Source organism: Alkalihalobacillus pseudalcaliphilus (assembly GCF_028610675.1).
GTDB classification, from domain to species: Bacteria; Bacillota; Bacilli; order Bacillales; family Bacillaceae_D; genus Alkalihalobacillus; species Alkalihalobacillus pseudalcaliphilus.
The window spans coordinates 1,038,625-1,054,088 of sequence record NZ_JAQQWS010000001.1; the positions used below are offsets into that span (position 1 = coordinate 1,038,625).

The 15,464-nt window shown below is 36.7% G+C and carries 25 protein-coding genes; 6 read left to right on the forward strand and 19 right to left on the reverse strand.

Annotated features, from left to right (window positions below; genetic code table 11):
* Positions 1-267 precede the first annotated feature (267 nt).
* Entirely contained in the window at positions 268-633 is a 366-nt protein-coding gene (locus PQ479_RS05150; RefSeq protein WP_053070391.1) for a PadR family transcriptional regulator, read from the forward strand.
* The gene (locus PQ479_RS05155; RefSeq protein WP_047988720.1) at positions 623-1,255 is read left to right on the forward strand and encodes an HAAS signaling domain-containing protein; all 633 of its coding nucleotides are present in this window, start codon (positions 623-625) and stop codon (positions 1,253-1,255) included. The genes PQ479_RS05150 and PQ479_RS05155 overlap by 11 nt, the downstream gene beginning before the upstream one ends.
* A gap of 58 nt (positions 1,256-1,313) precedes the next feature.
* On the opposite strand, the gene PQ479_RS05160 is transcribed toward PQ479_RS05155, so the two are convergent.
* From PQ479_RS05160 to PQ479_RS05175, 4 genes are all read right to left on the reverse strand, one after another.
* Positions 1,314-1,664 carry a hypothetical protein gene (locus PQ479_RS05160; RefSeq protein WP_047988719.1) on the reverse strand — a complete coding sequence of 117 codons (351 nt, stop codon included), beginning with the start codon at positions 1,662-1,664 and terminating at the stop codon, positions 1,314-1,316.
* Between the two features lie 184 nt (positions 1,665-1,848).
* Positions 1,849-2,361, reverse strand: coding sequence for a hypothetical protein (locus PQ479_RS05165; RefSeq protein WP_047988718.1), 513 nt, complete (start codon positions 2,359-2,361; stop codon positions 1,849-1,851).
* 81 nt (positions 2,362-2,442) lie between these two features.
* The gene (locus tag PQ479_RS05170; protein WP_047988717.1) at positions 2,443-3,219 is read right to left on the reverse strand and encodes a hypothetical protein; all 777 of its coding nucleotides are present in this window, start codon (positions 3,217-3,219) and stop codon (positions 2,443-2,445) included.
* Positions 3,195-3,764 carry a sigma-70 family RNA polymerase sigma factor gene (locus PQ479_RS05175; RefSeq protein WP_047988716.1) on the reverse strand — a complete coding sequence of 190 codons (570 nt, stop codon included), beginning with the start codon at positions 3,762-3,764 and terminating at the stop codon, positions 3,195-3,197. Before PQ479_RS05175 ends, PQ479_RS05170 begins: the two co-directional genes overlap by 25 nt.
* Before the next feature lie 1,389 nt (positions 3,765-5,153).
* On the opposite strand from PQ479_RS05175, the gene PQ479_RS05180 reads away from it, so the two are divergent.
* Together PQ479_RS05180 and PQ479_RS05185 are read left to right on the forward strand one after the other, a co-directional pair.
* Positions 5,154-5,480, forward strand: coding sequence for an ArsR/SmtB family transcription factor (locus PQ479_RS05180; RefSeq protein ID WP_047989540.1), 327 nt, complete (start codon positions 5,154-5,156; stop codon positions 5,478-5,480).
* Between the two features lie 24 nt (positions 5,481-5,504).
* Positions 5,505-5,741, forward strand: a complete 237-nt coding sequence (locus tag PQ479_RS05185) for a hypothetical protein (protein ID WP_047988715.1) — start codon at positions 5,505-5,507, stop codon at positions 5,739-5,741.
* 179 nt (positions 5,742-5,920) lie between these two features.
* Here the strand turns inward: PQ479_RS05185 and PQ479_RS05190 are convergent, their stop codons facing one another.
* The 5 genes from PQ479_RS05190 to PQ479_RS05210 form a co-directional block, all read right to left on the reverse strand.
* On the reverse strand, positions 5,921-6,547 hold the full coding sequence (locus PQ479_RS05190; protein WP_047988714.1) for a Type 1 glutamine amidotransferase-like domain-containing protein: 627 nt from the start codon (positions 6,545-6,547) through the stop codon (positions 5,921-5,923).
* A gap of 69 nt (positions 6,548-6,616) precedes the next feature.
* Positions 6,617-7,138: a GNAT family N-acetyltransferase gene (locus tag PQ479_RS05195; RefSeq protein ID WP_047988713.1), complete on the reverse strand. Its 522-nt coding sequence runs from the start codon at positions 7,136-7,138 to the stop codon at positions 6,617-6,619.
* Between the two features lie 92 nt (positions 7,139-7,230).
* Positions 7,231-7,611 carry a hypothetical protein gene (locus PQ479_RS05200; protein WP_047988712.1) on the reverse strand — a complete coding sequence of 127 codons (381 nt, stop codon included), beginning with the start codon at positions 7,609-7,611 and terminating at the stop codon, positions 7,231-7,233.
* A gap of 76 nt (positions 7,612-7,687) precedes the next feature.
* Complete coding sequence (locus PQ479_RS05205; protein ID WP_047988711.1) at positions 7,688-7,903, reverse strand: hypothetical protein; 216 nt, start codon at positions 7,901-7,903, stop codon at positions 7,688-7,690.
* Positions 7,904-7,949: 46 nt separating this feature from the next.
* Complete coding sequence (locus PQ479_RS05210) at positions 7,950-8,756, reverse strand: DUF368 domain-containing protein (protein WP_047988710.1); 807 nt, start codon at positions 8,754-8,756, stop codon at positions 7,950-7,952.
* A 297-nt stretch (positions 8,757-9,053) separates the two neighbouring features.
* Here PQ479_RS05210 and PQ479_RS05215 point away from each other — a divergent pair, with 297 nt between their 5' ends.
* The gene (locus PQ479_RS05215) at positions 9,054-9,515 is read left to right on the forward strand and encodes an NUDIX domain-containing protein (RefSeq protein ID WP_047988709.1); all 462 of its coding nucleotides are present in this window, start codon (positions 9,054-9,056) and stop codon (positions 9,513-9,515) included.
* Between the two features lie 139 nt (positions 9,516-9,654).
* Here PQ479_RS05215 and PQ479_RS05220 read toward each other — a convergent pair whose 3' ends face one another.
* Positions 9,655-9,780 (reverse strand): hypothetical protein, encoded by a 126-nt coding sequence (locus tag PQ479_RS05220; RefSeq protein ID WP_273716794.1) that lies wholly within the window; start codon positions 9,778-9,780, stop codon positions 9,655-9,657.
* Positions 9,781-10,037: 257 nt separating this feature from the next.
* Positions 10,038-10,952, reverse strand: a complete 915-nt coding sequence (locus PQ479_RS05225; RefSeq protein ID WP_273716795.1) for a hypothetical protein — start codon at positions 10,950-10,952, stop codon at positions 10,038-10,040.
* Positions 10,953-11,108: 156 nt separating this feature from the next.
* Between PQ479_RS05225 and PQ479_RS05230 the strand changes: the two genes are divergently transcribed.
* The gene (locus tag PQ479_RS05230) at positions 11,109-12,005 is read left to right on the forward strand and encodes an NAD(P)/FAD-dependent oxidoreductase (RefSeq protein ID WP_047988707.1); all 897 of its coding nucleotides are present in this window, start codon (positions 11,109-11,111) and stop codon (positions 12,003-12,005) included.
* Here PQ479_RS05230 and PQ479_RS05235 read toward each other — a convergent pair.
* The 8 genes from PQ479_RS05235 to PQ479_RS05265 form a co-directional block, all read right to left on the reverse strand.
* Positions 12,002-12,154, reverse strand: a complete 153-nt coding sequence (locus PQ479_RS05235) for a hypothetical protein (RefSeq protein ID WP_273716797.1) — start codon at positions 12,152-12,154, stop codon at positions 12,002-12,004. The genes PQ479_RS05230 and PQ479_RS05235 overlap by 4 nt on opposite strands.
* Positions 12,155-12,218: 64 nt before the next feature.
* Positions 12,219-12,635: an Rrf2 family transcriptional regulator gene (locus PQ479_RS05240; RefSeq protein ID WP_047988706.1), complete on the reverse strand. Its 417-nt coding sequence runs from the start codon at positions 12,633-12,635 to the stop codon at positions 12,219-12,221.
* A gap of 74 nt (positions 12,636-12,709) precedes the next feature.
* Positions 12,710-13,024, reverse strand: coding sequence for a S41 family peptidase (locus PQ479_RS21875; RefSeq protein WP_083991292.1), 315 nt, complete (start codon positions 13,022-13,024; stop codon positions 12,710-12,712).
* 6 nt (positions 13,025-13,030) lie between these two features.
* Entirely contained in the window at positions 13,031-13,531 is a 501-nt protein-coding gene (locus PQ479_RS05245; RefSeq protein WP_047988704.1) for a S41 family peptidase, read from the reverse strand.
* Between the two features lie 61 nt (positions 13,532-13,592).
* Positions 13,593-13,817 carry a PDZ domain-containing protein gene (locus PQ479_RS05250; protein ID WP_047988703.1) on the reverse strand — a complete coding sequence of 75 codons (225 nt, stop codon included), beginning with the start codon at positions 13,815-13,817 and terminating at the stop codon, positions 13,593-13,595.
* The gene (locus PQ479_RS05255; protein ID WP_273716798.1) at positions 13,810-13,965 is read right to left on the reverse strand and encodes a hypothetical protein; all 156 of its coding nucleotides are present in this window, start codon (positions 13,963-13,965) and stop codon (positions 13,810-13,812) included. The genes PQ479_RS05250 and PQ479_RS05255 overlap by 8 nt, the downstream gene beginning before the upstream one ends.
* 104 nt (positions 13,966-14,069) lie before the next feature.
* Positions 14,070-14,633, reverse strand: coding sequence for a winged helix-turn-helix transcriptional regulator (locus PQ479_RS05260; protein WP_047988702.1), 564 nt, complete (start codon positions 14,631-14,633; stop codon positions 14,070-14,072).
* A 2-nt stretch (positions 14,634-14,635) separates the two neighbouring features.
* A complete protein-coding gene (locus tag PQ479_RS05265) occupies positions 14,636-14,995 on the reverse strand; it encodes a VOC family protein (protein ID WP_047988701.1) in 360 nt (119 codons plus the stop codon).
* Between the last annotated feature and the right edge of the window lie 469 nt (positions 14,996-15,464).

Sequence of the window (15,464 nt, forward strand, 5' to 3'; positions counted from 1 at the left end):
AAACTACTTTCATTCCTGTTGGTGATGAGTTGCTTAGCAAGTCATCATGGCAGTTTTGTATGAAAGTTGCTTGGGGGCGATTGTTGTGCCTTGATGTTAGCTGGTCATTGCTCCCTGTTTGTGCGTGCGACTCCTAGTGGTAATGGAGTTGTATAAAGGGCTAACTGTTTAAATAGTCGCCACTACTGTGTTCTTTGTTGGTGGCGAAGTAAATCAGGCTCCATTATATATAGGTGTCGGTACCATATATAGTTGATTGACACATATGTGTCACTGACATATACTTTAAATATGGATAATCATCATTTTCTTAACCAGCAAATTTTGAAGGGTATGTTTGATTTAGCCGTACTTACACTTGTTGATAACAAACCGATGTATGGATATGAGTTGACGAATGAGCTTAGAAGGAGTGAGATTTTTTCAATTGCTGATGGCTCAATTTATCCAATCTTAAAAAGGTTGACAACAAAAAAGTGGGTTTATTCGTATCAGGAAAGCTATGATGGACGTATTCGTAAATATTACGCAGCGACACCACTCGGGTCAGAGATTTCAAAGAATGGTGTTCAAGAACTAGAAGACATTTTTTCTTTTTTCAAATCAATACGAGGTGATGTACATGAGCGTTAATACTATTGAATCTTATTTAAATCAGTTAAAGCTTCATTTAAGTCAGCTTCCTGAAAATGAAAAAAAACAGCATCTTGAAGAAGTTCGCGATCATTTATTAGAGGTCAAACATGAACTAGAAACCTCTCAAATCACCCACGCTGAGCAGAAAGCCGTTAGTGATTTTATTAATGTCGAAACCTTAGCGGATAACATTACAAAGGAGCATAATCAGAAAGAAACCTTACATATTGAAGGCGGTCACTTTTGGTTCCAAGTTTCACTCGTCTTTCTTTTAGCACCACTCATTAAATTTTCCTTCCCAATTTATCAAGGTTTTACTAGTGCTAACATGGGTATTAGCACGGCGGCTCTCATTCAGTTTGTCATCGGTTTCGTAATGTTTTTTAAACATTTCCAACACCGATTAAATGAGGCACGGTTAAAGACTCTTCGTTATTTTTCCTTGGCTATACTTACGACATCTAGTATTCCTTTGTTTTTATTTTCATTATCTATTGTTCAATCTCAAGTAATTTCATTCGGTACAATTGCTTATACGCTTGTTCTTTTAAGTATTTGGTATTTTATTTTATATTGTGTACGTTCTATTTATCAAAAGAAGCAAAGACAATTTATATAAAGTTAAAAAGCTAATGCTCGAATATCGGCATTAGCTTTTACTTTTTTAGTAAGACCATTTATTTGTTCTTGATAATAGCTAGTCTGTGCCCTTCTTTTAAACGTAAAACTTGGTAATCGATCAATGATTGCACTTCCATATTATTTCGCTCCGTTATATGAAAATCAGTCCGATTAGAATTTAATAAATGAACGACTTCAACAGTACTTTCTTTATTGTTTTGAAAATGCGTAATCAGATATTGGTGCAAAGCTTGTAGCTCCCAATCTTTTTCGATACCATTTATAATTTCAACTTGAATCGGATATTTCATTCCTTTTATATGGAATGGCTCAACATGAACTAAATCTAAAGTGCCATTTCCAATAGATAAAGGTTTATCAGAGCCTAAATAATAGTAGTTCGTCATAGTTGAATGCCCCTTTTTATATGAAAGTTAGTGCGAACATAGAGCGTTACTCGTTGCTACCGAAAATTATGCTCCTCGTCCTGTGGGGTGATGCTGAGCTAATCGGCGCAGCCAGCGGATCTCAGCTTTGCCACAATGACCCATGGAGTCTCCGCACGACTCGCCCACTGGGTTACTTGATCCTTCACCAACTTCCTTGATATATAAGTCTTTCTATAATAGATACTATCAATGTGGTTATTATATTTATGGTAATAAGGATTACTAATAACCCTTTTTCATTTTTTGTCTGCTGCTTTAAGAATTGATAGACTAACGGTACTTCGATTACAATAGTCAATAATAAATAACCCATTAAGATTATATAATAAGGACCAGACATGAAACTATAAGACCAAGCCTCCGCCCAATTCCTAGTAAAATCCATAAAACTCAAAGTCCTAAATATATAAGGCCCGATAAAAGAGAGTAAATTTGCTCCAGACACGACTAGAATAACTATAGAGATGACTTTAATTTGTTCATTTCTAAGAAAGATTAAAATAAAACCGATTTCAACCAGTAATGTAAATAAAATTGCTAATAACAAAATCTCTTTTGGACTTCCCATTAACCATTGCCAGGATGAGTTGGCTAAAACATTAGTAGGAACAGACAATATAAAAATTACACTAACAAAAGCCATCCACTTATTCATATAAAGTTGTCCTCCATATAAAGTTGATATCCTTTAGACGAAAGACATACTTGAAAAGTTTTCACCCCATTAGTCTCATATCTAATATGACTCTGTAAAAACAACTTCCCCTTCATTATTGATTACTTCTATTGAGAATTCATAATCCGCCTCTTTTGGGTCAACATCGTTATCAAACCAACTGAACCAGAAACGTTGACCGTTGCTCATTTCTCTCATATAAACATCTTGTTCTATTCCATTAGATTTTATAATAATATCTGAAATACTTTCTTCTTCTATAAGGCCAGCTGTCATATCTACCCCAAGAGCTTGTTCACCCCCATTCGTCCAGGAGAAACCTGCTGGTTCAATAAATTCTTGTTCTAATGGAACAAGAATAGGACGAGGATCTTCTTTTCTTTTAATACTTAGAGTGATACCAAAATCTGAGTAAACAACAACATAGGTATCATCTAACTTCTCCCTATACAATAACTCCGTTTCTTCCCAAGGATCTTCTAGTCCATAAACATAACCTAACAATAAGTGATTCTCATCTTGAAATCGAATTATCTCCTGCTCCAAGTTCTCGATTTCACCCTTTAAATTGATTTCGTCTAGTGTAGGCTTGTGCTCGGAAGAGGCGGACTGATTATCATCGACAATTGTACTTGTAAGCTGGATGAGCAATAACCCTAAAATCATAACGGAAATAGCGGTTAATAATCTTGGAATAAGCGGGTTTGGTTTCTTATCATATTTTTCTGTTTCGGAAATACTTTGTCTTATTTTATTTTTCTGACGTTCTGTAAATCTCTCTTTTCTAAAAGTAGTTTTGCTTAGTGACCTTTTTAATTGTCTTCCAAACTCATCCAATGGAGATCCTCCTCTAATTGTTGTTTGAGGATTTTTTTTCCTCTATGTAACCTTGTTTTTACAGTATTGATATTAATTTTTAGGATTTCAGCAATATCTGCAATCGATTCCTCCTCATAATAAAATAAAAGTAAGACTTCTCGATATTTTAAAGGGAGTTGAAATACCACTTCAGCCACATATTGATCTTTTTCATTTTGTAATAATGTTAGTTCTGGAGTCGTTTTGTCTTTGAGCGTTGATTTGATAATAGGGAGATTCGTTAACATTCTTTTAAAAGTACTGCTTCTTAACACGTCTTTGCACTGATTTCGCGTAATCGTGTATAACCATGTTTGAATCGAGGCTTCCATACGAAATCGGTCAAGGTGGTGGTAGCACTTAACAAATACCTCTTGTACAGCGTCTTCAGCCAATCCCCAGTCTCTTACATAACTGAAGGCAACACGTGTTAATTTTTCGCCGTATTCATCCATAAGCATCTCGATAATGATATCTTTTCTATTTTCTTGCATAAGGTGATTGATTTTATCGTTATTTAGCACATAGTTAACCTCCTTATTGATTTTGACGGATTATTCTTGAAAAGGTTCCCATTTATTAAGGTTTTGTATGAAAGTTACTTATGGGCGATAGTTCGTGCCTTGAAGTTAGCCGGTCATCCATCCTCCGATAGATGACCTAAGCAGGAAAGTGATCCTGTTTGTTCAGGTTGACTCCTGATAGAATATTACACATTTTTTAGGTTAGTGGTGGCTGGTGGTGTGGTGCACTGAATCTTTTTAGGAAAGCTCTTGCGAGCTCATTCCTAAAAAGTGGCGGGGATACGGCAAAGTGTGAGCATCCTCAAAACCGTTTATGAATGAAAAGCCACCAGTTAAAGATTGAAACCCTACTTCTATATTTGGAGAGGGCTAGTTGTAAACGTATCCACAGGTTAAGAAGTCGTCACTATCCATGAAGAGTGGCCTTTGTGCAGTTACTCCGAGGTTTGGCCTCCGTATCTTCACATAAACTGCCTCTTTGTGCAGATACTCCGAGGTTTGGCCTCCGTATCTTCACATAAACTGTCTTTTTGTGCAGATACTCCGAGGTTTGGCCTCCGTATCTTCACATAAACTGTCTTTTTGTGCAGTTACTCCAAGGTTTGGCCTCCGTATCTTCACATAAACTGCCTTTTTGTGCAGTTACTCCAAGATTTGGCGTCCGTATCTTCACATAAACTGTCTTTTTGTGCAGTTACTCCAAGGTTTGGCCTCCGTATCTTCACATAAACTGCCTCTTTGTGCAGATACTCCAAGGTTTGGCCTCCGTATCTTCACATAAACTGCCTTTTTGTGCAGATACTCCAAAGTTTGGCCCCAGCAACTGCACATAAACTGCCTCTTCGTAAAGTTACTCCAAGATTTGGCGTCCGTATCTTCACAAACCTTTAAGATTGGTTAAGTTGGTGAAAGATGACTTTCATATTTGTTGGTGATGAGTTGCTTAGCAAGTCATCGTGGAAGTTTATATAAAAGTTAGTGCGAACATGGAGTATTACTCATCACTACCGACAATCATGCTCTGCTGGTGACTTCTAATTCTTGAGTTCAAACAACACTACATTTACAAGCATTCTAAAATAGAAATAACGTAAATAGGGTGAAATGCCACCATGTATATAGTCAAATACTATTATCATACTCCGAATACAGATCTTTTTTTCAATCTATTTTATTTACCTAGTAACCATCTGTTATATTCCGTACATTTTAGAGAAATCCTGCTTGGACTTATTCAATCTCGCTTTCATTTGATTTGTATTTTCTTTAAAAAGTAATAGATTGAGATTAATACCTTCCCTTTTATTATTTCAACCCTTTACATTAGCCTTAACCCCACTGGAAATTTTTCCTTGCATATTCCAAACACCTGTAATAAAATTATTACATATGATACAGATACAAAACGGTGACCAACTACTTTTAGTCTTAGAAGCTTTATCTAACCCTTATCGGTTAAAAATTCTCGCCATTTTAAATCAGGAGAAGCAGTATGTCAGTCAATTAGCTCGTGATTTACAAATTAGCAGACCCTTACTTTACTTGCACTTAAAAAAATTAGAGGAGGCCGAGCTTGTACAAGGACATCATGAAATATCTGAATTTGGCAAAGCCATGAAGTATTTTGAGGTAACTGAATTATCCTTACTGTTAAATAATCAAATGATTGAGGAATACGCACAAACACTTACATTAAAGAATAAAAATAACCAGTAACTTATCAAAAGGGGAATTATTACTATGGGATCAGTACTCTTCCAACTCATTTCAATTCTTTTCATCATTATGCCGATCGCTCTGATCATTATTATCTCTATTTATGTAGTAAGAACCGTTCGCCGTTTAGAGAGAAGAGCGGATGAACGTTTAAAAATTGAGCAGAAAGTACTTGAAACACAGCAAACTCATCAACAGTCTATGGAAAAGCTTGATCATCGACTAACAAACATTGAAAAAATGCTGAAAGAAGTAGACTAATATAGAAAAAGTTCCGCTTATATTAATCATTTACAATAGCGTCATGAAGTATAAAAAAACGCAGCTCAAATAATTTACTACAGCAAGATAATGAACCATACAGTTAGCACTGCAAAAAAGCTTGGGACATCCCAAGCTTTTTGTTAGCATATGCCACTTACTACTTTTTCTATGTCTAGCTAATCAATAATAATTACGTCTCCATCTCTTAATGCTTTAAAAAGTATCTTATTCGTAATCATATATTGAATAGACTTTTCTATAAGCTTAGATTCAGGGTGGTCAGATTGATAATGTGGGGCGATTACATAATTAATAATATGAAGTCCATTCCAAACCGTTTCGTACTCTTCCCCATATGGCTTTAATTGAGGATCGTCAGTTAAATGTATACCCTTTAGAGTCGTTCCAAGAACACAAACACCAGCACTATATCCACCGTACAGAACGTTTTTGTTTTCTTTATAGTATTTTTTGATAATTTCTCCAAAGCCACTCAATTTCATTGCTTGTGCTAAAACAAATGTATTTCCCCCTCTAACCCATATAACATCGTAACCATTCAGCTTTTTTTCTAATTTTGATTGCTGACTAAAATAATCCTTTAAATCTAAAATTTCTACGGTTAGACCCAAATCTTGAAGTTCCAAAATATCAGCTTCATCACTTCGTTTTCTTCTGTCTAGATCCGTTGAAAAATCTAAGGCATTGTTTATATATGCTACTTTCTTATTACCAAATTGAGTTAATTCTATTAATCTTTGTTTTTCGTTCCCAACTTTATAAGATGATAGATAAAATTTCATGACAACTCCTTTCGAAAATATAAAAGTTTAGATTTTTGACCTCTTACATGCCATCCGAAAATAACCCTATTATTCTGTTACTTCGGTTATTTTCTTATCTAATTTTTTCAGTGCATGTACTGAATGTTCCTGAATGATGCCTGTCTCTACAAAACCAAATGAAGCGTATAATTCTTTAGCTCTGACATTCCTTTTATGATAAAAGAGGTCTACATATTCAGCCTCGCCATGTGACATCGTTTCAATATCCATCAACATTTTTCCAAAGGCAAGCTTGCCATATCCTTCCCCCTGATAGCGCTTATCAATCATAAAATGCCAAATGAAATAAGTCTTCTTCCCGTAATTAACTTCATTTTGAAATGATTCATGATCTGTCGTATCATAAATATACATTAAAAATCCAACCATCCTATCATTCGCATAAATAGCCAGTGGTGCAGCTGGTATACCTTCTTTATTCAACATATGAGCGTTTGCAAAGCATCTAAGGTTAGTAGTATCTAATATAAATTCTTTCTGATTTTCTTCAACTTCAAGTGCTATGACTTCCTCTATGTTATCCTCGGTTATATTTCGGAATTCAATCATTTTTATCTCCTTTTTTAGTAGAGCCTTTTTCACATATGGCTTAAGACATGGTAATCGAAAAATGAACCATGCGGTACCTTCTCTAATCTGTTTTAATAACCATTAACGGAATTAATCCCGATTTCTTTTGCGTTTCTTTTCATCACGATTATGTCGTATTCTTCTGGGCTATGAACCTTAAAAAAGGTTGGCTCGGTTTGGTTTGAAGCCCGGGTTGCCCCTTCTTCAATTAGGAAGGTTAACGTATCCCCTTTTTGTTCTAGCTTAAGCTCTACCTCCCTTTCGGAAAAAATCAGAATGTATTCGGCACGGCCATCGCGATTAAACACATGAACAAACTCATTTTCATCTTTTTGATGACTTAGTTCTTTAACGGAATCATCCACTTTGCTATACACCACTTCTACAGCCGATAACCCACTTTGACAGGCCGTTAAACATACGAGTAAAATTAGCCCTATCACTTTTTTCATCCTTCTCACCCTCACCATTTATGAACTAATTGTATCTATTAGCAAGTCTAGCAATATATCCTCCGTTAATTGTCCTCTATACGACCGTTTGTCCTTGATAGTCGGATGAACTCCTTTCGACGCCATCCACATCCTCAAGCGTAAAGTCAGGTTCCTCCTCACCAATCATTAATGCTTTTCTCAGTTCTCTCTCTTCACTTGTAACCCACCAGTAGATAGAAAAGCCATACCATAAAACGCTCCAATGATTATCAAATAAGTCACTAATTTCTTCAAAATTCCTTACCACCAATCTATTAAATCTACCTCTTTCATATATGAATCTTACAAGTTATTAATTAAGAAGACTGACCAAATCGAAAAGCACCAAACATGCCGATTATAAGACAAATCAATACGACAGTTAATTGCCATAACCCCTCAGGCATTCCCGGATACAAAACAACCAATGCACCACTTAAAATTCCAATAATGACCGCATAGGTTTGCTGATAATAATGATTAATAAGATAATAAACGAGCTTAGCGGTCATCAAGACACCGATTAATACCCCACTTCCAACCGCAAAAATAACGGGCCAATTAAGTGAAACCGCACCGTGTACGGCCGTTTCATATGCACCAACAATATTTAAAATCAACGCACCACTGATCCCTGGTAAGACCAGAGCTACACTCCCAATCCAGCCCGCACCAAATAGAAAAAAGTAGTCACCGAGACTTAACTGAACCAATATTTCATCATTAGCAGGTATCCAATTGAGGCCAGCTACAAAGATAAAGCCTACACAAATTAAAAAATAATGCATGCCTTTATACGTACGATCCCCGTTTAAGCCCGAACGCCATATAAATGGTAACATTCCAATAATTAAACCGATAAAAAAATAGTGTATTTCAAGTGGATAATGCTGTAATAAAAAACTGATGGCCATTAAAGAGAATACCAAACCAATCACGACACCAACACCAATAGGCACAAGAAAATATATCGCTTTCCGCCAATTTTTCGTAGATAATAATTGAAGGGACTCTATGACTCTTTCATAAATTCCCAGTAGCATCGCAATCGTGCTACTACTCACACCCGGAACCGCTTCAACGATACCCATCGCTATACCTCTTAAACTATTTTTCCAATTCATTCTTACCCCCTTGGAATACAAATTAAAATGTATACAAAACGCACATGGCGAAGCCCATTCACTTCGCCACCAACAAAGATAAAAGAAATGGTGACTACTTATTAAACTGCTGCACTTATTACAACTCCATCACCATCAGGAGTCGCACGAACAATTAGGGCATAGTCCCCTGCTGATGTCATCTCTTGCAAGATGGATGACCAGTTAACTTCAAGGCACAAACTATCGCCCCAAAGTATCTTTCATACCAATCTCTATCAAGTATAATGGATATAACATACAAAAGGGGGAATTATTATGGGTTATCCTATCCGCGTAAAAGCAGGTGCACTTATTATTGAAAACAAAACGGTCTTACTTATTGAATACTTTGATGAGAATGGTTTACATTATAACTTACCTGGAGGAGGTGTTGAAGCTCGTGAATCTATCACAGAAGCTGTTATGAGGGAGGCAAAAGAAGAGGCTTCTATCGATGTGTCAGTAGGTCCTTTAGCATTTGTATACGATTATACGCCCAGCAAAAATGAACAAAAATATGGCCCCATACCTTCGCTTGCCCTATATTTCGCCTGTCAAAGAAATCAAGAGACAACCGCTAAGCTTCCAGCAAACCCGGATAAAAATCAAACAGCTGTTAGGTGGATTCCGCTGGCTGATTTAGCACAAGTGACTCTTTTCCCACAAATTCAGCAGCATATTATCGAATATGCTCAGCACAATAAGAAAGCGACCTTCCTAGAAGAACATAGTCTCTAAGTAATCAAGAAAAGGGAGGCCCTCCCCTTTTCTTGAAATGAGTCCCTTTCATACATACACAACCACTTTCGTATGTTCTGTAAAAGCTCCTATGTGTTTCTGCACATCATGATATGTATACAAATTCAACCTCAGACAATCACTTGTTCTGCTCTTTATCTTGCATGAGTTCAATCAATGTTTGATTTTGTTCTACAATGGTGGAAAGCTTTCTTTCGATCGCAAATAAAGTTACAAATAGTACTACAAATGCAACTAATAGCATACACCATCACCTCTTTTCTGCTCTTCAATGCATCATTCTAAAATCTCTTCCACAACAGGATCAGTAGAACATAGTAATAATGACAGCAGGAACATTGGCAATAGACTCTTCTTCACCTGCATCAACATCCGGCTTTTTACAAAACCTCAGAATTTCATCAACTTTACCAATAGCTATATTTATATATTCTATAAATATATGGTTAATACCTTTTAGAAAGACCCATTAACCATTGTGTATCTGGCTCATTGTACCAACTAATCCTTCTTCTGCTTCTGAAAAGTAAGCCATGCTGGCGATTTTTGAAAAGGAAGATCTTGATAGAGGGCACGTGCATAAGGACTTGTACTATCAAATTCACCCGTTATATATGTCTTACCTTGTTCCCTACTCCAGATCATTTGCTCCGTTGCTAAGTATGGCAAAATATCGATCTGATTCAGGTCTTTTACTCCACACCAGCCAAACTCATTCGTCATTTCATCCTCTCCGGCGTGTAAAAACGAATAGGCAATGATTTCATTTTTTTCATCAACATAAACGAAGCTGGCTTCCGAAATGATATCCTCCGCCATCACTAATTTCTCCCATTGCTCTACGCTCATATGAGCAACAGGGTTGGCTCGATGCGTTTCTTCATAATTCTGTTGAACAAGCCTAACTAGCTGTTTCATAAGCTGAGGTGTGGAGACCATCTCCCCTAAAGTTGTGATTCTCCCTACCGAATCACTAAATTGAACCTTTAATTCAATATTATTTAGCTCTAAGGTCGGCATATAAGTCCTGCGAATTTCATTAAATTGATTCATTTGAAGTGTATGAATGACTTCCTTTTCACTTTCCCACACCGAGATTTGTATAAAGCCCCTCTTTACATGTTCTACTAATTCGTTAAACAAAAACGGAGCAACATCCAACTGACGATATTGGGAATCTATCAAAAACTTCACATATGTACTGCTTGGATGAAAGGCATTTTCCCAGCCAATAATGATCCCAACTAATCGTTTTTCTACATAAGCACCAAAAGCAGCGGTGTATTTTTCACTTTGTATAAGTGCCATATATGATGAGTCTGCTTTATTTTCTTTCAGTAACTGCTGCAGCGCTTGTTCATCACTTTGACCATATCGCCGAACATCCACCATCATAAAACCTCCCTTTACTTCCATATTTAGTCTACCTATTAATCAAGAATTTTCAACCTATTTTTTTATGTCGTTCTTCCAGTCATTACATTTGATTACATTAACTAGACTTGTTAAGATAAGAATATATTAAAGATAAAAAGAGTCTATAATAACTATAATACAAGGAGTGGAAAATAAATGGTAGATGTAATCATTATTGGAGCTGGTCCAGCCGGGTTAAACGCCGCCTTAGTTTTAGGGCGTTCACGAAAGAGCACGATTATTTTTGATGATGATCGTCCTAGAAATGCTGTTACACAGGAATCTCATGGTTTCATCACACGCGACGGCACGAGCCCAAAGGAATTCCGTCAACTTGGTAGACAAGAACTTAAACAGTACCCAACCATCACGATAAAAAACGAACATATCCAATCCGTTCAAAAAATGGATAATGTCTTCCACGTGACTTCAGTAACAGGTGTAACGTATAGGAGTAAAAAAGTAATTTTAGCAACTGGATTAAAGGATGTCTTGCCTTCTGTACCAAAAATCCAGGAATATTACGGGAGAAGCTTATTTGTTTGTCCATTTTGTGATGGCTGGGAGCTTCGTGATCAACCGTTAGCGATTATTTCAGAAGAACCATCTAGCACCCATATGGTTCAAATGCTCTTTAATTGGAGTAGAGATTTAGCTTTATTTACAAATGGAAGACCACTAAAGCCTGAGCTAAAAGAGGAAATGCAACGAAAGGGTATACCTTTTTATGAACAAATCATTTCAGAATTAAAAGGTATTCACGGTCAATTGGAAGCAGTCATTCTACCGGATGGTACGGCAGTAAAACGGAGTGGTGGATTTATCGGTGTTCAGCAAAAGCAGGCATCCGACTTTGCTCAACAATTAGGCTGTCAGATGAATGAAATGGGTGCTATTCAAACCGATGACTTCGGCCGAACAACCATAAGCGGTCTGTTTGCTTGTGGAGATACTTCATATATTGCACCGTCACAACTTATCATTGCAGCAGCAGACGGCAGTAAAGCCGCTATTGGAATCGTTGCAGATATGCTGGTTGAGAGTGATTCTTAACATAATCCCCAAATAAATGAAGAAAGCAGCTTATAAAAAGCTGCTTTCTCCCCATTACTTTTCATTTTCCAGACTCTCATGCCAAAGCCAACTGCAATAACTACCAAAATACTACCAATCAGTGTAACAATTGTAACAATAGCCTCCATATCGATTATTCTCCTTCTTTTTTACAAAAAAGGTGATTCTCGTCACTTCATTCTTAAACCCTTCCTATGTGCCACTAGGCATTTTTGGGACGATTTCGCTTAGCTTCTTCTCACGTAGGTACACATTCATCTGCTCCTCCGCTTCAATCATTACTTCTTCAATCAAACAGCCTCTCTCCTCATCTGGAGAGCGATGAAGTATGGAGCAATAAAATAAAGAAGACTGGCCTTCAATTGCTTGGATGACATCTAAAAATGAAATATGCTTCGGCTGTTTCGCTAACATATATCCACCTTTTACACCAGGAGAAGATATAATTAATCCTGCCTTCACAAGCTTTGTTAAAATCTTTGATAAATAGGTCGCAGATAAATCTTGTTTCTGAGCTAAAGGCTCCACACCGACCGCTTTTCCTTGCGATTGAGCCGCTAGATAAACCATGGTGTGTAAAGCATAGTTTGTTGCTTTTGAATATTTCATCATTTCCCCCTACAAAACCGACAATCGATATCTTTATTATAGGCGAAGGCGTCCTTCTTAATCAAATCTAGTCGTTATGCCTTTTCTTTCTCAATCAAATCTAATACAGTATGTAAATGAATATCTTCATCGAGCATGCTAGGCTCCCACGGAATATATTGATCTGGCTTAACACCAACACCATCAATTCCTCTTCCATCATCAACGGCTGATATCTTCGTGGTTGGATAGAGAAAGTCAAACGAATCATAAGATTGAATGCAACAATTAGCATAGTCAATCGCTCCTGCTGTATATCGACCAACGATTGTTGTTGAGGGAGATTTTTGGCAAATTTGTACAAAACTATCACCTGAACTAGCACATTCATAGTCTGTTAAAATATATATCTTTTGCTAGAGTTTCTTACTTTTGATAAAAGGTTTTCCGCCATCTTCAGACTCAAGCGGTGATGCAACAAACCCTTTACCGCGAAACTTTTTTAACTGCAAGCTTTCTTCACTTACATATCTCAATTCAGAATCCGTTAAGCGATCACTCTCTAGAAATTCTTCAAATAACCGAATCCTGATGTCAACATTTCGTTCTGTATAATTAACATAGTTAATATCTCCATGTGGATTTAATTCCTTTAAGCTCCTATCACTTGGAAAAATATACGATAATAAAGGAAAATAGGTGATATCATTTCCACCATAATTGGTCCGAACATCAAAAATAAGATACTTGGCTTGGTGAAGACTTTTTTGTTTTTGCTCAAGTAACGTCTCAACAACCGCCTGATTACTAAAGTCTTCTAAGCAAAAATAACCTGTATCCGCATTCATTTCTTGATATGTATGACATGCCTCTCTTTTTTTCTTCGTGTACTTATCTAATCGTTTTACTTCTATCATATTACCATCACTTACGGTTACATATGTGGCTCTTTTTAATATTGGCTCCCAGTTCTGTCTTTCATGAACAAGGTAAAATATGATCGTATTGCTGACCGAGGCTATCAATTGCTTGCCCATCTACCTCAATAATTTGAGCACCTATCTGCCAATCCCCTTGCTCCGCACTTATAATAAAGATTCGGTCGTTGAATCTCCTTACTTTAAATCCTAACGAGAAATCTAAACCCTTCTTGTCGATGACAGCAACATGTTTATCACAAAAAGTCATCGCATACTCAGTCACTAATCGAAAAAAATTCCTCCTCATTTAAATGAATTTTTAGAATTTTTTCTAGAAAACTGTCAGTAGGAGCCCCTTTGTTTTCATTCAATCCAGCATAGTCCTTATACATAATCGAGATAATATCTTTAAAGATGTCTACTGAATTCATCGAATTACCCCCTTTTATTACTAGTTATTTTATCAAACGATCAAGAATTTTATAATAATAATAAAATATTTTCAATAAAACCCCTCCACAAACATGGGAGAGGTTTAAATTATTTTCAGTAATTGTTCCTTCGCTTGGTGAATGATCGGTGATTGATTTGCTTCAAGGATATAAATAGGTTTGATACTTTCCCCCTGAATCCAACTCTTCTCAACAAGTTGAATGTGTTCTAACTCAGATAATCTTGTAGAAATAATCCTTGGTGTCGCTACCTTTAGCACCTTTTTTATTTCATTAAACTGTTGATAGTTTTGAGAGAGAGCTAAAAGCATTGGCCATGTCCACTTTTTCGCTGCCAAAAATCCTTTGTTTAGATTCTGTTCAGACTCCATAATAACCGATGCAGCTTCCATTAAAACTTTCCCTTTCTCCGTCAAATAATATTCAGGGAATAAAGGATGCGTACGTTCATTAGCTGAAATCGAATTGATGTAGTGACCGTCCATGAGTGCTTTTAAATTTTCACTTAATCTAGCAGGTGATATTTGCAGTTTATGTAGCAGTGGTGTAAATCGACCACCAGACTTTTCAAGCTGTGTAATAATAGGAATTTTCCACCTGCCTGAAAGCTCTTTCGTGATGTGGATCAGTGGAGAAATCTCAATCATTTTTATTCGGCCAATGTTTGCGAGAGCTCAAGATCATGACCATCTGGATCTTGGAAGGTAATCAGCTTAACCAGACCTGGAATCGTTGTAATATCACTAGTGAAACTAATACCCTTCTCAGCTAAAGCCTTCACCGCTTCTTCAATATTTTCGACTTCAAATACAGCCGATGCCTTTGATGGAATAACTTCAACCGCTTGTGAAAAACCGATAAAGCAACCTTCAGTATTCGTATGAACACTTGCCATACCATTATCACGGTCCCAAAAATCCCCTTTAAACCCAAGTTTCTCCGTATAAAACTTGTACGTCTCTTCTACATTCGAAACATTATACCAAACCGTAAATCCAGATTTAAACATATAATCACTCCTATACATGAATTAGTAGCTTTGCTCTGTACAGATGTAAATCTAAGTCATCAAACAGTTCGAATCAAACCACTACCGAAAGTATACCTAGTATAAAAACGATAGTCAAGAATTTTCTGAATACAACTTGACTTCCTGCTAGTTTCATAGAATTTTATTGAGCTCACGGCAAAATTATTTTAATATTAATAAAATGACAAAATCCTTAAAGGAAAATATTCCTTTAATAAGAGCAGGAGAAAATTAACGAATCAAAATGGGGCAATTCATGCCAATCGTGCAGCTCAGTCGACAGGTTCTTGACCTTTTTTCGCCCTGATCATGTCGATGCACGGCCTCAGTTGACAGGTTCTTGACCTTTTTCCGCCCTAATCATGTCGATGCCGAGCTTTAGTCGACAGGTTCTTGACCTTTTTTCGCCCTGTTCATGTCGATGCACAGCCTCAGTCGACAGGTTCTT